Genomic DNA, 21,874 nt, shown 5'->3' with positions numbered 1-21,874 from the left:
AACGAGAAGTCAGTTGAGGTAGCCCTCGACCTCGTCGGGCGGACGCACCTCCGCTTCCCGCGGATCACCGCCCGTCTCCCGCTTGGCCCGGCGCTGCCGCAGCAGATCCCAGCACTGATCGAGCTGCACCTCGACGGCCTGGAGCCGTTTGTGCTCCTCGGACTCGTCGATCTCTCGGTTCTGAAGCTTCGCCCGGAGTTCCTGCTCCTCGGCGACCAGCTTGTTGACCTGGTTGAGAATGTCTTGGTCTTTGGTCACGGCACCAGTCTGCCCGACTACCGTGAGTGCGTGACTTCAAGTTCAGGGCAGAAACCCGAAATCGAATTCCCCGACGGCCCTCCGCCCAGTGAGCTGGTGATTACCGATCTGGTCGTCGGTGGCGGCGCCGAGGCGGTGCCTGGCGCCAACGTCGAGGTGCACTACGTCGGTGTGGAGTACGACACCGGCGAGGAATTCGACAGTTCGTGGAACCGAGGCGAGTCGATCGAGTTTCCGCTGCGCGGCCTCATTCAGGGCTGGCAGGAGGGCATCCCGGGAATGAAGGTCGGCGGGCGGCGACAGCTCGTCATCCCGCCGGAGCAGGCCTACGGCCCCGCGGGTGGCGGCCACCGGCTGTCGGGCAAAACGCTGATCTTCGTCATTGACCTGTTGGCCACGCGGTAGCTCACTGATGGCCGGGCAGCCGCAGCAGCAGGCGGGCACCGCCGAGCGGACTCTCCGCTAAAGAGGCTGTGCCGCCGTGTAATTCGGCCTGCTGCGCGACGAGCGCCAGGCCGAGACCCGAGCCCGAGACCGACGCGGTCGACCCGCGGGAGAATCGCTCGAACACGATCGAGCGCTCTTCCTCGGGAATACCGACGCCGTCGTCGTCGATCGCGATCTCCACGCCCTCCCGCGAACTGACCGCCGACAGCTGCACCCGGGTCGCGCCGCCATGCTTCACGGCATTGGCGATGGCGTTGTCGACCGCCAATCGCAGCCCTGCGGGCAGGCCCACGATGATGATCGTCGGCGCGGGAACCAGCGATACCTCGAGATCGGGGTAGACCCGCATCGCGTCGTGGGCGGCGCGGTCCAGCAACTCGGTGATGTCGACGGGCACGTGGTCGTCAGCGGTCGACAGCTCGCCCTGGGCCAGGCGCTCCAGCGCGCCGAGCGTGGCCTCGATGCGTGATTGCGTCCGGATCACGTCGTTGACCACCTCTTTGCGCTGGTCCTCGGGCAGGTCGAGGGTGGACAGCACTTCGAGGTTGGTCCGCATCGCCGTTAATGGCGTCCGCAGTTCGTGGGCGGACACCGATGCGAAGTCGCGCGCCGACGCCAGCGCGGCCTTCGTCCGGTCCTGCTCCCTCCAGACGCGTTCGACCAGGCCTTTGACGGCCTCGGCGATCTCGACGGCCTCCGTCGCGCCGCGGACTTCGACGTCGGGGTCCTCATCGCCGGCGTCGATCTGGCGAGTCTGGCGCGCCAGGCTTTTGAGTGGGCGCACGGCGAACGCGGCCAGCACCCAGCCGAACACCGACGCGGCGCCGACCGCGAAGACGCAGATGATGATCACCCGCCGGTGCAGGTTGTTGGTGTCGGCGATGGTGGCGTCGTAGGTGGCGCCCACGGCAACCGACATCGGGCCGGGGTAGTAGGGGATGTCGACGGTGCGGACGCGGTACCGCACGCCGTCGACATAGGTGTCGGCGTACCCGGGTGGCAGCTGCGGGAGGACGACGTCGGAGTTGGACGTCACCTCTGCACCGCGATGGACGGTGATGACGGCGTCCTGGTTGGTGGGAGATTTCGGGATCTCGTCCAGACCGCGGGGGAGGAAGGGGATCGCGAAGCCGGCGGCCTCGTCGAGTCGCCGGTCGAGGCGCTCCTTGCGGTCGTTGGTGATGCCGACCCAGACCACCGTTCCCACGATGACGACGACGATGGCGGCGCCAATCGCGGTGGCCAGTGCCACGCGGGTGCGCAGCGAGGGGGTTCGGCGGAAGATCCGCGACAGCAGGTTCATCGGGTCTTCATCGTTGGTTCTTCGCGCGAGCGCTCATCACTGAGTCCGCAGGACGAAACCCACTCCGCGGACGGTATGCAGGAGTCGGGGGGCGCCGCCCGCTTCGAGCTTGCGGCGCAAGTAGCCGATGAAAACGTCGACGACGTTGGTGTCGGCGGCGAAGTCGTAGCCCCAGACGAGTTCGAGCAGCTGCGCGCGGGAGAGCACGGCCGTCTTGTGCTCGGCCAGCACCGCGAGCAGGTCGAATTCGCGTTTGGTCAGGTCGACGTCGACGCCGTTGACCCGGGCGCGACGGCCGGGGATGTCCACTTCGAGGGGACCGACCTGGATGGTTTCGGAGGAGAAGGTCGCGGTCGAGCCGCGCCGACGCAGCAGGGCCTTCACGCGGGCCACCAGTTCGGCGAGCACGAAGGGTTTCACCAGGTAGTCGTCGGCGCCGGCCTCGAGGCCGGCGACACGGTCGTCGACCGAACTGCGGGCCGACAGCACGCAGACAGGCACGTCGTTATCCATTGCGCGCAAAGCGGTGACCACGCTGACGCCGTCGAGGACAGGCATGTTGATGTCGAGGACGATCGCGTCCGGCCGGGTTTCGGTCGCGCTGCGCAGCGCCTCGGCGCCGTCCACCGCGGTGGCCACGTCGAACCCCGATAGCCGCAGGCCCCGCTCGAGCGAGGCGAGTACGTCAGGGTCGTCGTCGACCACGAGAACCCGAGGGGAGGCACCGCCACTTTCCATATAGCCAATATTGCCTGAAGGACTCATTGGATCGCGGGAGGCCGTGCTGACGCGACCTGCGCCCCCGCGCGGGTGACGCGGATTTGACTGGTGACGTCGCGGCGCCCCTGCCGAATGCGGTGCGTGGTTATCTCGGATACCGGGTCGACATCGGGCAGCGACGCCACGGTAAACGGTTTGCCGCGCTCATTTACGGTCTTTGCTGAAGCCGACCGATCGTTGGTGTCGGCGGCAAGCCGGCACGCGGTTCGGGCTGCTTCAGCGAATCTGGCTGACGACCACATTTCCGCTCGTCGAACGGGCGGTCACCACGGGGGCGCTCAACTCGCTGGTTTGAGGCGCCGTCACGATCACATTGCCGTGGGGCGTCGCGGATCCAGCGGTTATTCGATATGGGGTTGCGCCAGGCAGACCCAGGGTGACCTGCCCGGAGGCGACCGCTTCGGTAGTGCGCGGGGCGGCACGAAATTCGACTGAGACGCGACCGGATTGGGTTATCGCCCTAAAGGATTCGGTGACGGCGATCCTTGCGCCGGTGTCGATATCACCGTTTCGGACGGTGATATCCATCAAGCGGGCCGAACCGCTGAGTGTGACGGTGCCGGTATCGGTCCTCACGATCAGTTGATCGAGGTCCGCCTCGCTCTCGATCGGACCGGTTTGATGGGTGACCGTCACGCGCAGGCCCTTCGCGACGCCTGGCGGAAGGATGACCGTTATTTCTCCGGTGTCGACACCGAAAGGAAGTGGGAAGGCAGAACCACTGTCACCGAGCGTGACCCGGCTGTCGGCGGCATCATTTGCGACCATCATCTGGGTGTCGACGGCCCTGGTGAGCATCCGTAAGTCGACGTATGGCCGGCTGGCATCGGAGTCGGTGATGAGGCGTACGGCCAATGGGAGGTCACCGGTGTCCAGAGTCAACGCTCGTACGCCGGCCGGCAACTCTTGTGAGTCCGTGACGACCCGAGTGCCGCTGAGGCCCACCGCAAGCGTCGCCAGGCCGCCGACGGCGACGAAAACCACCACGGCGGCAAGCACGACGAGCACAACGCGCATCGCGGTACGAGGCCCGCCGTCCCTCAGGTGCGGGTGAGGAGTCACCATAAGGGAGATGACGTCGCTACGCCGGCGCGTAGGGCGGCACCTCTGAGTGACTCGGAAGCTGCACGAAGATGCTTCGATGCATCGAGGTGGCAGCTCGTTTGAGCGTGAGCACCGCGTCGGCCTTGGTGGTGTGCGGGTCGTCGTTATAGGCCTGGAGGGTCAACCAACCCGGCACATCGACGGAGTTGGCCAACTGCAAGAGCAGGTTCTCCAGGCGATCGATCTGTGCCTGCGCGGCGCGGGGATTCGCTGATTGCCAGTAGCCTGCCGCTACGCGGAGCGCCCCACCGAGGCAAAAGCTGCATGGGGTTGCCCCGGGTTCGGTCCGCACCACGTAACCGCCCCCACCAACGTGCTCGGTGCGCTTGCGTACCCATCCACCTGGGATCGCCGCGGCCGGGTGAACCTCAAATCCGTCACCATCTCGGCAGTAGGTGCCTTGCGTCCACCCACCGTCAACCTCGATGAGTGCCAGGGCGTCGTCGATCACCTCTCGGTCCGACTTCATCATCAGCCGCTGATCGGCTGGAGTCACGATCGTTGTCATGATTTCTATCCCTTCCTGTTAAGACTCGAGGAAACGCAGAACCGCAAGCACACGGCGGTTTTCGGTGTCATCGGGTGCGAGTCCGAACTTCGTGAAGATGGAGGCGATGTGCTTCTCGGCGGACCCGGTCGACATGTGCAGGGTCGTGGCAATCGCCGAGTTCGTCCGTCCCTCGGCCATCAACTGCAGCACGTCGCGTTCGCGCGGGGTGAGCTGGTCGAGGGTGCTGCGGCGATGCGATCGCGCGAGAATCTGGGACACGACCTCTGGGTCGAGCACGGTCCCACCGCCGCCTACGACCGATACCGCGTCCAGGAACGCTGGCACGTCGGCGACACGGTCCTTGAGCAGATAGCCGAAGCCGCGGGTATCAGAGGTGATCAGGTCGGAGGCGTATCGCTCTTCGACGTAGTGCGACAACACCAGAACGGGCGACTCCGGATTCTGGCTCCGCAACTGCGCGGCGGCGCGAATCCCCTCGTCGGTGAACGTTGGAGGCATCCGCACATCCACGATCACGAGATCGGGTTTGACCTCGTTGACCAGGGAGAGCAGATTCGAAGCGTCAGACACGCTCGCCACCACCTCATGGCCTGCGTCGACCAGAATGCGTTCCACACCCGCTCGCAACAGCGCAGAGTCCTCGGCGATCACGATGCGCATGGCAGCACCGCCATGACAGTCGTGGGCCCGTTGTCGGGACTGGAAACCGTGAATGTCCCGCGCGCAGCACGCACTCGATCGGACAGACCACGAAGGCCGGTCGCGTTCGCGCTGGTGGTGATCTGCGCGCCGCCGCGGCCGTCGTCGAAAACGGAGACGTGGAGCTTGTTCTCGGTCTCATCGAGGTGCACCGTCACGACGGCTCGCGACGCGTGTGCGTGTTTGGCGATGTTGGTGAGGGATTCGGCGACGACGAAATACGCGACGGCTTCGGTTTCTTCTGGAATGCGCCGCGGTAGGTCGATATCGAGAGTTGTCGGAACGGCGGCGCGGTGCACCACAGACGACAGCGCGGCATCCAGTCCTCGGTCGGAGAGGATCGTCGGGGCAATACCACGCACGACGTTGCGTAGTTCCACCAGAGCGGTTTTCGCGTCATCGTGGGCCTCGGCGATCAGAGCCTTGGCGGCAGACGGGTCGTTGTCGAATTTGGTCTGGGCGAGGCCGATCGTCATCGCCAGCGAGACGAGACGAGACTGCACGCTGTCATGAAGATCGCGCTCGATGCGGCGTCGCTCGGCATGCGCTGATGACACTGCCCCCATTCTGGCGTCGGTCAGCGCGTTCACCTCGTCTTGCAGCAAGGCCGCCGGTGACGACGAGAGCAGCCAGAGGTCGATCTTGGCGTCGAGAATGGGCGCGAACAGCACAATTGCGACTGCGACCGCCAACGCGACCACGGCCAGCGGCCACGCCAGCGCCGGTGGCAAGAAGGTCAGCCCGGCGTCGTCGTCGCTGCGGCTCATCGCAATGGTCATTGCCGGCGCCAGAAACCCGAACGCCAGCAGCAGGAGGGCCAGCCCACCGGCGAGGAAGTCGTAGACCATCCGGAGAAGGTGATGTGCGCAGCCCTTCCAGAACCGGGCACTACTGATGTCAAGCCACAGCTGATGGACCCAGCGTCCAAAGCCGTTGTAAGGGGACTCAATTCGTGGCGGCACGGGGATGTTCATGCCGAAGACGGCCTCGCTTCGCAGGCGCTCGAGCCACTGCGCGCCGCGCATGAGATACACAAATAGGACCACGGCGACCAAAAACCCGATCACCGTCGGAATGGTTGCGAAACCGATGAGCACGATCATGCTCGGGAACCACAGCCAAACGATGGCGATCACCGCGCCGACGAGCAACGATGCGCTCGGTAGTAAGCCGATTCGCCGGCGCGCTGGTGACGAGGTTGGATCAGCCGTTATCGGCTTGACCTCCTGGTTCATGACCGTGACCACACAGTTCAAAGTACGGAATTCCGAGGTGGGCCGAAACGGCGTTTACCGGATAAACGAGGGGGGGTTAACCCCCCCATCACCCCGGTTGTGGGGCGCACCGCGGCTGTTGTCCAGACTACGCCGGGAAGGTACCTCGGCACGTCGCCGTAGTACCGTCCCCACGTGGTTGATTTGGCCTACGAAGACCGCGGCGACGGCGATCCGGTTCTCTTCATCGCGGGCCAGGGCGGCCTCGGACGTACATGGGATATCCATCAGGTGCCGGCATTCCGGGCAGCGGGTTATCGCGTCATCACGTTCGACAACAGAGGCGTCGGTGCGACAGCGAATGCAGAGGGTTTCACGACGGCGACCATGGTCGCTGACACCGCGAATCTGATCGAGACGCTTGGTGTCGCTCCGGTTCGGGTTGTGGCCACGTCGATGGGCTCTTTCATCGCTCAAGAACTGATGCTGGCGCGGCCGGACCTGGTCACCCAGGCAGCGTTGATGGCCACGCGTGGACGCCATGACCGGGCGCGCGAGTTCTTCCGCGCGGCCGAACGCGATTTCGTCGAGGCGGATATCGAGCTTCCGCCTCGATACGGGGCGAAATTGCGCTTGCTCGAGAATTTTTCGCCGAAGACCCTGAACGACGAGAGGATCGTCGGCGACTGGATCGAGACGTTCACGATGTGGCCGACGAAGTCGACACCCGGGGTTCGCGCTCAGTACGGGGTTGCCCCAGAGAGTGATCGGTTGCGTGTCTACAAGGTGATCACGACCCCGGTATTGGTGATCGGATTCGCCGATGACCTCGTCATGCCCCCGCATCTCGGCGCCGAGGTGGCGGCGGCCTTTCCGAACGGACGTTACGTGGAGATCGCTGATACCGGCCACCTGGGCTTTCTCGAGCGCCCCAAAGTGGTGAACTCGACGATTCTCGACTTCTTCTCCGCCGGTGGTCGATGAATCGCCAGTGGCTGGACGCCGGACGCAGCGACGGGCAACAGAGAGCCGCCGCGAGCGAATGCCTAGGCCCGCAATCGATCCCACCGACCGGCAATGAAGTCCGCAACTGCGCAAGACCGGTCGGCGGTCCATTTGGACACTCCCGGCAGATTTGCTGACAAAAGCCTGAACGTCGTTGCACGTTATTCGAAATCGCTTCCGCCCGGCACCCGCGGGAGGTACAGTCCGCAGCGCTCGTGAACGACTGTGGTGCGACTTGTCGGCTGGAGCGCAACTTGGATACCGTGCGGGAGCGCTGGAGGTCATGCATTACGATCGCGTATCGCGTTGGGAACGGGGAGATTGTGGAGGCCGACGGCATGCTTTACTCATCGGGATCGGGTTTTGCTCCCCGAGGCGCTGCGCGTTTGCCGTGACCCCCACACGGCCGAGCTTGGGACCTTCCGGGCATCCCAGGGTCGCCGTCTGGCGTGTCGCGGCAATGTGTAGTTGCATGTTCGAGCAGCTGAGGTGGCGACGGACATGGAGACGGACGGAGGGGATTCGCGATTTTCAGGATCTTTAAGCGGTTGTGGATCCCGCTGCTCATTCTCGTGGTGATTGTCGCGGGAGGCTTCACCGTGTCGCGGCTGCGCACCGTTTTCGGCACCGAGAATCGTCCCTCTTATGCCGAGGCCGACCTCCACGAGTCGGAGCCCTACACCACCAAGAAGCTGGTCTACGAGGTGTTCGGACCTCCAGGGACGACCGCGAACATCAGTTACTTCGATCCCGACGCCGAGCCCCAGTACGTCGAGGGAGTCAGCCTGCCGTGGTCGGCGACCTACGACCTATCCGGTGCGGCGATCGTCGGCAACCTCGTCACGCAGGGCGACTCAGGCAACATCGGCTGCCGCATCATCGTGGACGGCGAGGTCAAAGCGGAGCGGACCAGCCAAGGGGTAAATGCGTTCACATACTGCTTGGTGAAAGCCGCATGAGATGACAAGCACACAGGTACATCGCAAACCGCCATTCGTCGCACGGTGGATCTATCGGCTTGCGCCGGCAGTCATCCTCGGCTGGATTGCGATCGCTGTCATCCTGAGCACCGGTGTCCCGTCACTCGAACAGGTCGAGCGTGAAAACGCGATAACACTCACTCCGGACGACGCCCCGTCCTTCAAAGCCATGCAGCGAATGGGCGAGCTCTACGACGAGGCGCAATCCGACAGTGTGGCGATGATCGTCCTGGAGGGCGAGAACCCGCTCGGCGACGACGCACACGTCTATTACGACGAGTTGATTCGCCGGCTCGAAGCCGATCGACAGCACGTGGAATATGTGCGCGACTTCTGGGGCGACCCACTGACGGCGGGCGCCGCACAGAGCGCGGACGGTAAATCCGTCTACGTCCAAGTCAATCTCACCGGCAACTTGGGGCAAGCCTCGTCGAACGAATCCGTTGACGCCGTCCGGGAGGTCGTCGACGGCCTGCCTGCGCCGCCTGGAGTCAAGGCCTACGTCACCGGACCGGCGGCCTTCGTGGCGGACTTGGGGACCAGCGGTAACAAGACGGTCTTCTTGGTGACCGCAACCAGCATTGCGGTGATTTTCCTGATGCTGCTGCTCCTCTATCGCTCGATAGTCACCGTTATCGTCTCGTTGCTGATGGTGGGGATACAGCTCCAGGTGGCGAGGGGGTTTGTCGCCTTCCTCGGCGATATCGGGGCCGTCAGTCTCACGACCTACGTCATCAACCTGCTGGTGTCACTGGTGATCGCGGCCGGAACGGACTATGGAATCTTCTTCTTCGGGCGGTATCACGAGGCACGTCAGGCCGGCGAGGACCGTGTCGAAGCGTTCTACACCACGTACCGCAGCGTCGGCAAAGTCGTCTTGGCCTCCGGCTCGACCATCGCCGGGGCCGTCTTCTGTCTGAGTTTCACCCGACTGCCCTACTTCCAACCTCTGGGCATCCCCGGCTCGGTGGGTGTGTTGGTCGCGGTCGCCGTTGCCCTCACGTTGGTACCAGCGGTGATCGCACTGGGTAGCCGCGTTGGCCTGTTTGAGCCGAAGCGAATAGTCATCACTCGCCGCTGGCGGCGAATCGGCACCGCGGTCGTTCGGTGGCCCGCCCCGATCCTCGTCGCGACGTTTGCGCTTGCACTCGTCGGGCTCTTGGCCCTACCGGGATATCGACCCACTTACAACGATCAAGACACCATTCCCGATTACATCGACGCTAACCAGGGCTTTGAAGCCGCAAAACGGCACTTTCCGCCCGCGCTCATGATGACGCCCGACGTGGTGATGGTCGAGGCCGATCACGATATGCGCAATTCCTCCGACTTCCTCGTCTTGAACAAGCTCGCCAAGGGAATCTTGGATGTACCCGGCGTGGCTCGCGTGCAGGGTCCCACACGGCCATCGGGAGAACCCCTCGAGCACACGACGATTCCTTACATGCTGAGCATGAACCAGGCGAGCCAGATGCAAATGCTGCCGTTCCAAAAGGCCCGTATGGAAGACATGCTCAAACAGGCCGATGAGATGACCAAGACGATTGGGTTGATGAAGCGCATGTTTGCGCTCATGACAGAGCTCAATGCGACCACTCATCGCATGATCGGAACAACACACGAACTCGAAGAGATCACGAACGAAATGCGGGACAGCATTGCAGACTTCGACGATTTCTTCAGGCCCATTCGTAATTACTTTTACTGGGAGCCGCACTGCTTCAACATTCCCATTTGCTGGGCGATCAGGTCGGTATTCGATGTAATCGACGGTCTGGACAACATCACCGTCACAATGCGCGAACTCGTCACCAATCTCGATCAGCTTGATGTGTTGATGCCTCAGCTGCTCGCACAGTTCCCGCCGATGATCGCCACGATGGAGAGCACGCGGACGATGATGCTGACGATGCACAGCACCATGTCCGGCACGATCTCTCTAATGGAGGAGGGCAGCGAGAACGCCACCGCCATGGGTAAGGCTTTCGACGCGGCCCAAAATGACGACTCCTTCTATCTCCCGCCGGACATATTCAAGAACAAAGACTTCAAGAAGGTCATGGATGTCTTCTTGACGCCGGATGGGAAGGCCGCGCGGATGCTCATCACGCAGCGCGACGATCCTGCGTCACCTGAGGGCATCTCGCGTGTGGAGCCGATAAAGACGGCGGCCGAGGAGGCGCTGAAAGGGACGCCACTGGAAAGCGCCAAGATTTCCATGGGTGGCACCGCGGCGATCTCGAAAGACTTGGTCGAGGGCTCGACTTACGACCTGTTGATCGCGGGGGTGGCGGCGCTGTGCCTCGTCTTCATCATCATGCTGATCATGACTCGAAGCTTTGTCGCCGCCTTGATCATCGTCGGCACCGTCGCGATGTCGCTCGGTACGGCATTCGGGCTATCCGTTCTCATTTGGCAGCACATCCTCGGTATCCAAATTCACTGGGTTGTGCTCGCGATGTCCGTGATCGTCCTCTTGGCTGTCGGTTCCGACTACAACCTTCTGCTGGTCTCCCGGATAAAGGAGGAGATAGGCGCCGGGCTGAACACCGGCATCATCCGGGCCATGGCCGGCACCGGCCGAGTGGTGACCGCCGCAGGCCTGGTGTTCGCATTCACGATGTTCGCGATGCTGGTCAGCGATCTCCGAACGTTGGGCCAGGTGGGCTCCACCATCGGGATGGGTTTGCTCTTCGACACATTGGTCGTGCGTGCGCTCATGACACCGTCGATCGCTGCCCTGCTCGGACGCTGGTTCTGGTGGCCACGCCGCGTACGCCCTCGACCTGCCAGCCAGATGCTTCGGCCGTTCGGGACTCGTCCGCTGGTCCGTTCCCTGTTGCTGAAACAGGATCGTTAAGGCATTGACCGTGAACGAGCCGACTTTCTCGCGCCCGAAGGCAGTATGAGCAACGAGCCGAGGACCAGTAACCCGCCATTCATTGCGCGGGCCGTCTACCTACTTTCAGTACCGATCATCGTCATCTGGCTGGCGATCACTGCGTATCTGTTCTTCGGGATTCCCTCGCTGGAGCAGATCGGCAAGGAACGATCCGTATCGCAGGTGCCCGAAGATGCCCCGTCGTATCAAGCGATGAGGCACATGGGCGAGGTGTTCAAGGAATCCGACTCCGACAGCTTCGCGATGATCGTCTTGGAGGGCGACAAACCGCTCGGTCCCGACGCGCATGCTTATTACGACGAACTGATTCGGCAGCTGCACGCCGACACGAAGCATGTGAACCACGTGCAGGATTTCTGGGGTGATCCCCTGACGGCTCCGGGCGCGGAGAGTAGCGATGGGAAGGCCACCTACGTCCAGGTCAACCTAGCGGGTGACCAGGGCGAGGCGTTGGCGAACGAATCCGTTCGGGCAGTTCGAGACATCGTCGATCGAGTGCCCGCGCCACCGGGCGTCACCGCCTATGTGACCGGTCCCGCGCCGTTGGTGGCGGACATGAACAGGGCCGGCGACGACTCCATCCTCAAGATCACCATAGTCACCCTCATCGTGATCCTCGTGATGCTGCTCTTCGTCTATCGATCAATCGTCACGGTCTTCTTCGTGCTGCTCAGCATGGGTGTACAGGTACAGGTGGCAAGAGGGGTCGTCGCTCTGCTCGCCATGCACGGAATAATGGATCTTTCCACCTTTGCCGTCAGCCTGTTGGTGTCGCTCGGCATCGCGGCAGGCACCGATTATGGGATCTTCTTTTTCGGGCGATATCACGAGGCGCGCCAAGCCGGCGAGGATCCGACGACGGCGTTCTACACCACCTACCGCAGCGTCACCAAAGTGGTATTGGGTTCCGGTCTGACCATTGCCGGCGCGATCTACTGCCTGAGCTTTACCCGACTTCCGTATTTCGAGACGCTCGGCGTCCCCGGGGCGGTGGGCATGCTGATGGTGGTCGCCGTGGCTATCACGCTCGTCCCGGCAGTGATCGCCGTGGGTGGCCGGGTAGGACTGTTCGAGCCCAAACGCAGGATCGCCGTTCGACGGTGGCGGCGATTGGGCACGGCCATCGTCCGGTGGCCCGGCCCCATCCTGGCCGCGACTTGTGCGGTAGCGCTTGTGGGCCTGCTGGCGCTTCCGGCATACCGAAGCAGCTTCAACGACCGCGAGTATGTGCCGCAGGACATTCCCGCCAACCTCGGCTATGCGGCCGCCGAGCGGCACTTTCCTCAATCCCGGATGATGCCCGAGATCTTGATGATCGAGGCAGACCACGATATGAGGAATCCCACGGATTTCCTGGTGCTGCACAAACTCGCCAAGAGCGTGTTCGCGGTGCCTGGAATTGCGAGGGTGCAGGGTATAACGCGGCCCGAGGGGACCCCGATCGAACGCACCTCGATACCGTTTTTGATCAGCATCCAGATGGCCAGTCAAAAACAGATGCTGCCCTTTCAACAAGCCCGTATGGAAGGTTTGCTGAAGCAAGCCGACGATATGAGCACGATGATCGCTCTGATGCAGCGGAATCTCGAATTGACGGGGCAACTCTACGAGGTCACACACCGCATGAACGGTCTTACCCATCAGATGGAAGACACGTTGAATCAGCTGCGAGACAACATCGCTGATTTCGACGATTTCTTTCGGCCGCTTCGCAATTATCTGTACTGGGAGCCGCACTGCTTCAACATCCCGATCTGCTGGGCGATCAGGTCCATATTCGATACCCTCGACGGTGCCGATAAAGTCAGCGTGAAAATGCGTCAACTGGTCACCGATATGGACCACCTCGATCAGATCATGCCGCAATTGCTGGCCGTCATGCCCGAGATGATCGAGTCGATGAAGACGATGCGGACGATGGTCTTGACCATGCACAGCACCATGTCGGGATTCCTCAACCAAATGGAGGAATCGACTGAGGACGTGACCGCCATGGGCAGGGCTTTCGATGCCGCCAGAAACGACGACTCCTTCTTCCTGCCTCCAGAAGTCTTCGAGAACGAGGACTTCAAACGCGCCATGAACCTCTTCTTCTCACCCGACGGCAAGGCGATGCGTCTGATGATCTCGCATCGCGATCAGCCGGGGACGCCGGAGGCTCTCGCGCGTGTCGATGCCATCAGGGTCGCCGCTGAAGAGGCGCTCAAGACGACACCACTGAAGAATGCGCAGATTTACTTAGGCGGAACTGCGGCGACGTACAAGGATATGCAGGACGGTTCTACCTTCGATCTCATGATCGCGGGGGTAGCGGCGCTGTGTCTGATTTTCGCCATCATGCTGATCATCACGCGCAGCCTTATCGCCGCAATCGTCATCGTGGGAACGGTTGCGCTTTCGCTTGGCGCGTCGTTCGGCATCTCCGTTCTCATCTGGCAGCACATTCTCGGAATCGAATTGCACTGGCTAGTGCTCGCAATGTCGGTCATCATCCTTCTGGCGGTGGGGTCCGACTACAACCTTCTGCTGGTATCGCGCATGAAAGAGGAGATAGGCGCCGGATTGAAGACCGGCATCATCCGGGCGATGGGCGGTACAGGAAAGGTGGTGACGTCCGCTGGCCTGGTGTTCGCTTTCACCATGATGTCCATGGTCGTCAGCGACCTTCGCATCATCGGCCAAGTGGGTACCACCATCGGCGTCGGCCTCCTGTTCGACACCCTGGTGGTCCGCGCCTTCATGACGCCGTCGATCGCCGCGCTGCTGGGCCGGTGGTTCTGGTGGCCGCAGCGAGTGCGGCCGCGGCCCGCAAGCCGGATGCTCGACCCGTATGGTCCGCGCCCCCTGGTTCGTGCGTTGATCGGCCAGCAGCGGTAACGAAAGAGCCAGACAGGCTCTTCTAGCTCTCCGATGGATCGTTGCTCGCGGCCATGTGGCGTTGTCGCAGGGACGCTCGCGTGCCGTCCTTTTCGATCACCGATCAATTTGCTGACTCGCTGTTTGGGTTGTCAGTGAACTGGTATCGTCGGCCGAGCAGCAAGGTGGGTGCGCGGCTGACGAGGCGAAGGAACCAACCAGCGTCTCCTGCAGACGAATTCTCTCGCCGGCAGCCGACAGTGCACGAGGGGGCATCGAGAATTGGTTTGAGCACGCCGATCTCAGGGCAATGAAACGTTCGAAGACGGCCGAACGATCAAACGCAATGGAACTGCATTCATCCCGAACGAGAGGTACACACATGATCAAACTGACGATGACCCGAGTGGCCGTTGGCATCGCGGGGTTGGCGTTGTCGGCGACCGCCGGAGTCGGGGTCGCGTCGGCTACTCCTGACCTCGGTCCGGCTGTGAACACCACGTGCAGCTACCCGCAACTCATGGCGGCGTTGAACGCGGCCGATCCAGTAGCCGCGTCGGTCTTCAATTCGTCTGAGCCAATGAAGGCCGGTCTGCAACAATTCCTGGCCGCCCCGCCGAATGTGCGTCAGCAGATGGCACAGCAGATCGCGGCGTCGCCGGAGAATCAGCCGTACATCGGTCTCTATCAGACCGTTTTCAACACCTGCAACAACTTCTAGGTCAACTGGGCCACAACTTCGATCCAGGCTTCAACCCGGCGGACTGTCTGGGTAACTATTCGCCTGCGTGTGGTGTCAAATTCGATTGATCTGGTTCTGCCCGGCGTGCGGGCTGATCGCGTAGCAATGTCTCGCGTCAGCCCGCACGCTGTGCTATTCGCAACCGGCACTTCTTTGCGAGACGACTTTGGCGTCATCTGCCACTCGTTTGCCCATGAGACGGGTCCGCATTTCCTGTGAGCCGATGCGATCCGCGGCCGTGGTTCGCTCGCGCTACTGACGTCGTCCATAAATTTGCTGGCCGTCCACCACCTCGGCGAGGGTGTGAGCACCAGGACCACCGGGCGCCGGCCTCCGTACGCCGAGTCGGATCCGGGGCACATAACTCTGGCTATCCTTTGTATCTGCCTCCTGACGGCATCAGGTTCGAGGGCCTACGATCGCCCGGCCAGGGGCGGACACGGGCTGTCGGCTCAAGCCGTCGTTCGCCGAGGCAGCAGATCTGTCCTGCTGCAGGCTTCCTTCAACATCGTTTGCTGAAACGCATCTCGCCTGCGGAGTTGAGGTCCCGAGAAAAACTTTGCCAAACGGCTGAAACACGTCGGTTCCCTTAAGTATGGTTTGGTGCGGTCGCACACATTAGACGACGCGGTCAGGAGGACTGTGAGTACCAATCCATTCGACGACGACAATGGCACCTTCTTCGTATTGGTCAATGAAGAGGAACAACACAGCCTGTGGCCGACTTTCGCCGATGTCCCAGCGGGCTGGCGTGTCGTTTACGGAGAAGCCGATCGCGCTTCGTGTCTTGACTACATCGAGCAGAACTGGCCCGACATCAGGCCCAAGAGCCTTCGCGACAGGCTCGCACAGGCCCGAGGTTCTGAAGCCTAAACCGACTGGTTTTTGGGGGGCTGGTGAATAGCGACAAGGAAACACTTCAGCTGGCACGGGGGAATGCTTCTGCCTCGCTCGATGGGGCGCTTCAGCTGACGCGGGGACAACTCGATATATGGCTCGCGCAGCAGATGGGCCAATTCGCGACGGAGTGGCACGTCGGCCTGTTCGTCAGAATCGACGGTCGGATTGACCGTGATGCTCTTGAGTGGGCTATCGCCAGGGCGGTGCGCGAAGCCGAACCGGGGCGAGCTTCGTTCTTCGAGGAGAACGGCGAGGTTCTTCAAAAAGCAGTCGATTATCCCGATATCGAGTTGCCGTTCTTTGACCTGACCGAATCCGACAACGCCGTGGAAGAAGCCTATCGGATGGCGTTGTCGATCCAAGAAACGCCGATGCCGTTCAGCGGCCCTCTGTTCAGATACGCCCTATTCCAGACGCGCGCGGATCAATTTCATCTGTTCGCCACGTGCCACCACATCGTCGCGGATGGAGCCGGGCTCGTCCTGGTAGGCCATCGGGTTGCATCTCTCTACTCGGCAATCGTTTCCGGAACACCGATTCCCCCCTCGGTGTTCGGCTCGCTGCAGGACCTGGTGAACTGCGAGACGGAGTACCAAGCATCCGACGACTATCTGCAAGATCTGGATTACTGGACCAAGAACATCCCTGTGGAGACCGGGAGCTCGTACCGCCTGCCAGGGACGCCGCACGGGCAGGATCCGCAATCGTCCTCTGCGCCAATGCCATTGGATCGGGCACTGCTCCAACGGGTCGACGAGATGGCCGACGCCTGGAATGTGCCCCGCTCGTCGGTCATCACCGCGGCATGCGCACTCCTGGTTTGCGAGTGGAGCGTCGACGGCACAGAAGTGGTGCTCGACTTCCCCGTCAACAGGAGGGACCGTCCCGAGCTGAAGACTCTTCCCGGCATGGTTGCCGGGGTGGTTCCGCTGGTCCTGACCGTCTCGCCTGAAACAACGGTTGCCGACTTCTGCGGGTATGTCGACACTCGAATCCGAGAAGCATTGCAGCACCAACGGTTTCCGGTTCGGTCGCTCGAGCGAAGGACCCGCGCCAGCGGTCCGCTGCAGTCGGGCGACCGCGTCACGGTCAACTTCCTTCCGTCAATCTTCAATCTGTCATTCGGTGGCATCGCCGCATCCGCGTCGTTCACCAATCCTGGTGCCGCGGGCGACGGCTTCGGGTTGCTCTTCCTCAGCGAGGGCGACGGGCTTTCCCTCGGCGTCTCAGGTGCTCTGCAGCCATTCTCGAGTTTTGACGTCTCGGACTTGACGGCCCGCCTGGAGCGGGTGTTGACGGCCATGACCGTCAACCCGGGTCGACGGCTCTCGTCGATCGAACTGCTAGCGGGGAATGAGCGCGCAGATCTTGACGTGTGGGGTAATCGGACACTGTTGGCGCGGCCGGCAAGTTCGACGGTGTCGATTCCGGTTATGTTCGCCGAGCAGGTCGCGCGTGCCCCGGAGGCGGTGGCCATCCGTTGTGATGGGCGAACGTGGACTTATCGCGAATTGGACGATGCCAGTAATCGTCTGGCGAACCTGTTGATCGATCGTGGAGCGGGTCCGGGCCGATGTATCGCCGTGATGTTCCCGCGCTCGGCCGAGGCCATCGTCTCGATTCTGGCGGTCCTGAAATCGGGCGCGGCCTATCTGCCAATCGATCCCGCACACCCGCCGACACGCATCGAATTCATGGCCGCCGACGCGGCGCCGCTGGCGGCAATCACAATATCGGATTTGGCTGAGCGCCTGGCTGGCTGCGATCTGCCGGTGATCGACATCGCCGATCCCCTCATCGACACGTACCCCGTCACGAGCGTGCCGGCGCCGGCCGCAAACGACGTCGCCTACATCATCTACACCTCCGGAACGACCGGAACCCCCAAAGGGGTGGTCATCTCGCACAGCAATGTCACCGAGTTGATCGGATCATTGGATCCTGCGTTGGCGGGGCCCGATCAGGTCTGGTCTCAGTGGCACTCCTATGCCTTTGACATCTCTGGCTGGGAGATATTCAGCGCCCTTCTGCATGGCGGGCGACTCGTCGTGGTGCCCGAGTTGGTAGCCAATTCGTCGGAAGACTTCCACGATCTGGTGGCGGCCGAGAAGGTCACCATTTTGTGCCAAACCCCTTCTGCCCTGGGGATCTTGAAGCCGGAGCTTCTGGACTCGGTCACCGTGATGGTGGGTGGAGAGGCTTGTCCCACCGAGGTCGTCGATCGGTGGGCCGCCGACCGGGTCATGATCAACGAGTACGGCCCGACCGAGGCGACGATGTGGGTGGCCCTCAGCGCGCCGCTCACGCCAGGTACCGATGTGCCGCCGATCAGCCCGCCCTTGCCCACTGCCGCATTCTTCGTGCTGAACAAGTGGTTGCATCCCGTGTCGGCCGGAGTGGTCGGCGAGTTGTACCTGGCTGGTCCCCAGCTGGCGTACGGGTATGTGCGACGCGCGGGGTTGACCGCATCGCGATTCGTGGCCTGCCCCTTCGGGGAGTCCGGGGCCCGGATGTATCGCACCGGAGATCTGGTGTACTGGGCCGCCGACGGCCAATTGCGTTATCTGGGAAGAGCCGACGAACAGGTCAAGATCCGTGGGTACCGCATCGAACTCGGTGAAATCCAGGCCGCGCTGGCCGGTCTCGATGGGGTGCAACAGGCTGTCGTGATCGCTCGGGAGGACCGTCCCGGAGACAAGCGTCTGGTTGGGTACTTCACCGGCACTGCAAATCCCGCCGAGCTTCGTAGCGCGTTGGCCGACCGACTGCCTTCTTACATGGTTCCAGCCGCTGTGGTGGCGATCGAGGCGCTGCCACTGACCGTCAACGGCAAGCTCGACAAGCGTGCCCTGCCCGCGCCGGAGTACAAAGCGGTCGATAACTACCGCGCCCCGAGCACCGTCACGGAGGAGATCCTGGCGGGTCTGTATGCCCAGGTGCTCGGTGTGGAGAGGGTCGGAGTCGACGATTCGTTCTTCGACCTGGGCGGTGATTCACTGTCCGCGATGCGGGTCATCGCCGCCATCAACACCAGCCTGGATGCTGGTCTCGCGGTGCGCGCATTGTTCGAGGCGCCCACGGTAGCCGAGTTGGCGCCCCGTATCGGGGGAGATGCCGGTCGGCGTAAGCCGCTCGTGGCCGGTGAACGGCCTTCGGTGGTGCCGCTGTCATTCGCCCAGAACCGATTGTGGTTCCTCAACCAGTTCGAGGGCGGCGCCGCCACGTACAACATTCCGACCGCTTTCCGCATCACCGGGCCGCTGGATGTAGAAGCGTTGGGTGCGGCCCTAGACGACGTCATCGCTCGCCATGAGGCTCTGCGCACCACGTTCCCGGACATAGACGGAGTGCCGTTCCAGGAGGTGTTGCCCGCACGGCAGGGGATGTGGAGACGCGGGCCCGCGGTCGTCTCGTCCCGTGAAGGAGATGTGGCCGCCGAGTTGGTGGCGCTGGCGGGGTATCGATTTGATCTGTCAGCGGAGATTCCGTTCCTCGCGCGGATCTACTCGGTGGGGCCAGAACAGTACGTCGTGGGAATCGTCGTCCATCACATAGCTTTCGACGGTTGGTCGCTGGCACCTATGGTCCGTGACGTGGCTGAGGCGTATCGCGCCCGCCAACAGGGTCATGCCCCTGAGTGGGCGCCGTTGTCGGTGCAGTACGTCGATTACACCTTGTGGCAACAGGATTGGCTGGGTGTCGAAACCAATCCGGACAGCGTGATCGCGGGGCAGCTGCAGTATTGGCGACAAGAGCTGGCGGACCTCCCGGAACTCGTCACACTTCCACCGGACCGAGCGCGCCCGTCGGTCGCCAGCTACCGCGGTGACGAAGTGGAACTCCGCATCGAACCCCACGTGTGGGCCGGGGTCAAGCAGTTGGCGGCGGCGCATAACGCGACACCCTCGATGGTGTTGCAGGCCGCCATGGCGATTGTGCTGCATCGCGCCGGGGCAGGCGAAGACGTGGTAATGGGTACCCCGATCGCTGGACGGTCCGACCAAGCGCTCGACGACCTCGTCGGATTCTTCGTCAACACCTGGGTTTTGCGGGTCGGCGTCAAGTCGGGGCAGCCGTTCGGCGATGTGCTCGCCGAAGTGCGCCGCAAAGCACTCGATGCCTATAGCAACCAGGATGTTCCGTTCGAGTTGCTCGTCGAACAGCTCAACCCCGCGCGGTCGACTTCGCACAACCCGTTGTTCCAAGTGCTGATGGTCTTCCAGAACAACATGCGCCCCGAAGTGTTGACGCTGGACGAGGTCGACATAGAACAGCAAGCGGTCACCACCCGCACGGCTCGGTTCGATCTCGACATCGAGTTGGGGGAGGTACCGACCGAAGATCCGGCCGCGCCGATGGCCGCCGGCATGGTGTTGTACGCCACGGACCTGTACGAGCGAGCCACCATCGAGCGGTTGGTTACCTGGTTCGGTCGAGTGATCGAAGCAGCGATCGCTGATGCTTCGGCAGTAGTCGGCGATGTGCCCCTACTCGACGACGACGAGCGTCAACTGGTGGTGGAGGAGTGGTCGGGTAATACCGTGACGGCGCCGGTGGGAGTGGCGCCGCAGCTGTTGGCCGCTGCGGTGGCCACCGATCCGAATGCGGTGGCCCTCGTCGACGACAACCGGGAATGGTCCTACCGCGAGCTCGACGAGTGGTCGACGCGCTTGGCCCGCGCACTGATCGAGGCAGGTGTGGGTCCCGAGCGCGCCGTGGGTGTGGCGATGGAACGCTGCGCGGAATTGGTCGTGGCCTGGTGGGCGCTGATGAAGGCCGGTGGGGCTTACGTTCCGGTGGACCCCGCCTATCCAGTCGAACGGATCACCACCGTGTTGAACGCGGTGTCCGCGGTGTGCGTTCTGACCGTCGGGGAGGGAAGCATCGCCGGGACGGGTGACCGCCCCGTGCTGCGTATCGACGATCTGGACTTGTCGGCGCAACCCGCCGATCCCATAACTGACGCTGACCGGTTGGCGCCGCTGCAGGCACACAACACCGCCCACGTGATCTTCACCTCGGGATCCACCGGCACCCCGAAGGGAGTGGCTGTCAGCCACGCCGGCTTGCTGGGAGTTGCCGCGCTTCACGAGGTTTACGGGATGGGCGCCGACACCCGGCTGTTGTTGGTGGCCGCGCCGACCTTCGACGTGTCGATCGGTGAGGTGCTGCTGGCGGCAGGGTCGGGCGCGGCCTTGGTGGTGGTGCCACCCGATGCATACGCCGGTGAGGCGTTGACGAGACTGCTCGAGAGCCAACGGGTCAACGCCGCAACGCTTACACCGACCGTGCTCTCCACGCTGGATCGCGGTCGGCTCCACAACGTGGGCACGCTCATCACCACGGGCGAAGCGTGCCCGACTGAATTGGCGGCCGCGTGGGCTACGGGCCGCCGGATGTTCAATGCCTACGGTCCCACCGAGACCACGATCTGGGCCACTTCCAGCTCGAGGCTAGAGCCGGGCCAGCCAGTGGGAATCGGCGCGCCTATCGCCGGGGTGTCCGCCCTCGTACTCGATGCGCGGCTGAGCCCGGCGCCCGTCGGGGTGGTGGGCGAGCTCTACCTGGGCGGTCCCGCATTGGCGCACGGCTACATGGGTAGGCCGGACCTCACCGCCGATCGGTTCGTGGCAAACCCATACGGGCCCACGGGAACACGCATGTACCGAACCGGTGACCTGGTGCGCTGGACCCGCACCGGGACAGTGGATTACCTGGGTCGCGCCGACACCCAGATCAAACTCCGCGGACAACGCATCGAATTGGGTGAAATAGAGAACTCGCTGCTCGCATGTGATCAGGTCACGCAGGCCGCCGCGTTGGTGCATCGCGGCAGTACCGGTGCCCACCTCGTCGCCTACGTCACCTTCGATCGCAGCAGCGCAGGCGGTCACGACGCCGAAATCGTCAACCAGTGGCAACACGTTTACGACGAGTTGTACGACGCCGAGGCCGAGACTCGCGACTTCGGCAGGGACTTCCGGGGCTGGAACAGCAGTCTGACCGATGACCCGATTCCGCTCGAAGAGATGTTGGAGTGGCAATCGGCCACCGTCGATCGGATCATGTCTCTCCGGCCGCAGCGGGTGTTGGAGATCGGTGCGGAAAAGTCTGTCGCCCAATATTCGTCGCAGAGCGGAGCGATCTGTGACAACACCAATCCCGAGCCCGCA

At 62.8% G+C, this 21,874-nt stretch carries 15 protein-coding genes; 8 read left to right on the top strand and 7 right to left on the bottom strand.

The features are described 5' to 3' along the window. Window positions 1–9: 9 nt before the first annotated feature. Window positions 10–258, bottom strand: a complete 249-nt coding sequence (locus A5698_RS27425; protein ID WP_068303632.1) for a DUF2630 family protein — start codon at window positions 256–258, stop codon at window positions 10–12. Window positions 259–288: 30 nt separating this feature from the next. Here A5698_RS27425 and A5698_RS27420 point away from each other — a divergent pair, with 30 nt between their 5' ends. Then, window positions 289–663, top strand: coding sequence for an FKBP-type peptidyl-prolyl cis-trans isomerase (locus A5698_RS27420; RefSeq protein WP_068303628.1), 375 nt, complete (start codon window positions 289–291; stop codon window positions 661–663). 1 nt (window position 664) lies between these two features. On the opposite strand, the gene A5698_RS27415 is transcribed toward A5698_RS27420, so the two are convergent. The 6 genes from A5698_RS27415 to A5698_RS27390 all read right to left on the bottom strand — a co-directional run bounded on the left by A5698_RS27415 (window position 665) and on the right by A5698_RS27390 (window position 6,337). Next, window positions 665–2,008, bottom strand: coding sequence for a HAMP domain-containing sensor histidine kinase (locus A5698_RS27415; RefSeq protein ID WP_068303626.1), 1,344 nt, complete (start codon window positions 2,006–2,008; stop codon window positions 665–667). A gap of 36 nt (window positions 2,009–2,044) precedes the next feature. Next, on the bottom strand, window positions 2,045–2,746 hold the full coding sequence (gene prrA / locus A5698_RS27410; protein ID WP_068303624.1) for a two-component system response regulator PrrA: 702 nt from the start codon (window positions 2,744–2,746) through the stop codon (window positions 2,045–2,047). Between the two features lie 258 nt (window positions 2,747–3,004). Continuing rightward, complete coding sequence (locus A5698_RS27405; protein ID WP_156670921.1) at window positions 3,005–3,670, bottom strand: DUF4097 family beta strand repeat-containing protein; 666 nt, start codon at window positions 3,668–3,670, stop codon at window positions 3,005–3,007. A 199-nt stretch (window positions 3,671–3,869) separates the two neighbouring features. Next, the gene (locus A5698_RS27400) at window positions 3,870–4,400 is read right to left on the bottom strand and encodes a DUF6197 family protein (RefSeq protein WP_068303617.1); all 531 of its coding nucleotides are present in this window, start codon (window positions 4,398–4,400) and stop codon (window positions 3,870–3,872) included. Window positions 4,401–4,418: 18 nt separating this feature from the next. Then, window positions 4,419–5,063, bottom strand: coding sequence for a response regulator transcription factor (locus A5698_RS27395; protein ID WP_068303608.1), 645 nt, complete (start codon window positions 5,061–5,063; stop codon window positions 4,419–4,421). Next, window positions 5,051–6,337, bottom strand: a complete 1,287-nt coding sequence (locus A5698_RS27390; RefSeq protein ID WP_068303705.1) for a sensor histidine kinase — start codon at window positions 6,335–6,337, stop codon at window positions 5,051–5,053. The genes A5698_RS27395 and A5698_RS27390 overlap by 13 nt, the downstream gene beginning before the upstream one ends. Before the next feature lie 174 nt (window positions 6,338–6,511). Between A5698_RS27390 and A5698_RS27385 the strand changes: the two genes are divergently transcribed. The 7 genes from A5698_RS27385 to A5698_RS27355 form a co-directional block, all read left to right on the top strand. Continuing rightward, window positions 6,512–7,300, top strand: a complete 789-nt coding sequence (locus A5698_RS27385) for an alpha/beta fold hydrolase (RefSeq protein WP_068303605.1) — start codon at window positions 6,512–6,514, stop codon at window positions 7,298–7,300. 557 nt (window positions 7,301–7,857) lie between these two features. Further along, complete coding sequence (locus A5698_RS27380) at window positions 7,858–8,280, top strand: MmpS family transport accessory protein (protein ID WP_156670920.1); 423 nt, start codon at window positions 7,858–7,860, stop codon at window positions 8,278–8,280. Between the two features lies 1 nt (window position 8,281). Beyond that, complete coding sequence (locus A5698_RS27375; protein ID WP_068303599.1) at window positions 8,282–11,161, top strand: MMPL/RND family transporter; 2,880 nt, start codon at window positions 8,282–8,284, stop codon at window positions 11,159–11,161. A 45-nt stretch (window positions 11,162–11,206) separates the two neighbouring features. After that, a complete protein-coding gene (locus A5698_RS27370; RefSeq protein ID WP_068303592.1) occupies window positions 11,207–14,080 on the top strand; it encodes an MMPL/RND family transporter in 2,874 nt (957 codons plus the stop codon). Between the two features lie 361 nt (window positions 14,081–14,441). Beyond that, window positions 14,442–14,780 (top strand): hemophore-related protein, encoded by a 339-nt coding sequence (locus tag A5698_RS27365; protein WP_068303589.1) that lies wholly within the window; start codon window positions 14,442–14,444, stop codon window positions 14,778–14,780. 663 nt (window positions 14,781–15,443) lie between these two features. Then, the gene (locus A5698_RS27360) at window positions 15,444–15,674 is read left to right on the top strand and encodes an MbtH family protein (protein ID WP_068303586.1); all 231 of its coding nucleotides are present in this window, start codon (window positions 15,444–15,446) and stop codon (window positions 15,672–15,674) included. A gap of 50 nt (window positions 15,675–15,724) precedes the next feature. Then, window positions 15,725–21,874 (top strand): amino acid adenylation domain-containing protein (locus tag A5698_RS27355; protein WP_502689000.1); only part of this gene is annotated, 6,150 nt, incomplete at its 3' end.

It is taken from the genome of Mycobacterium sp. E136 (assembly GCF_001666865.1).
In the GTDB taxonomy this organism is placed as follows: Bacteria; Actinomycetota; Actinomycetes; order Mycobacteriales; family Mycobacteriaceae; genus Mycobacterium.
The sequence above is the reverse complement of the archived record's forward strand: the minus strand, read 5'-3'. Positions and strand labels throughout refer to the sequence as shown.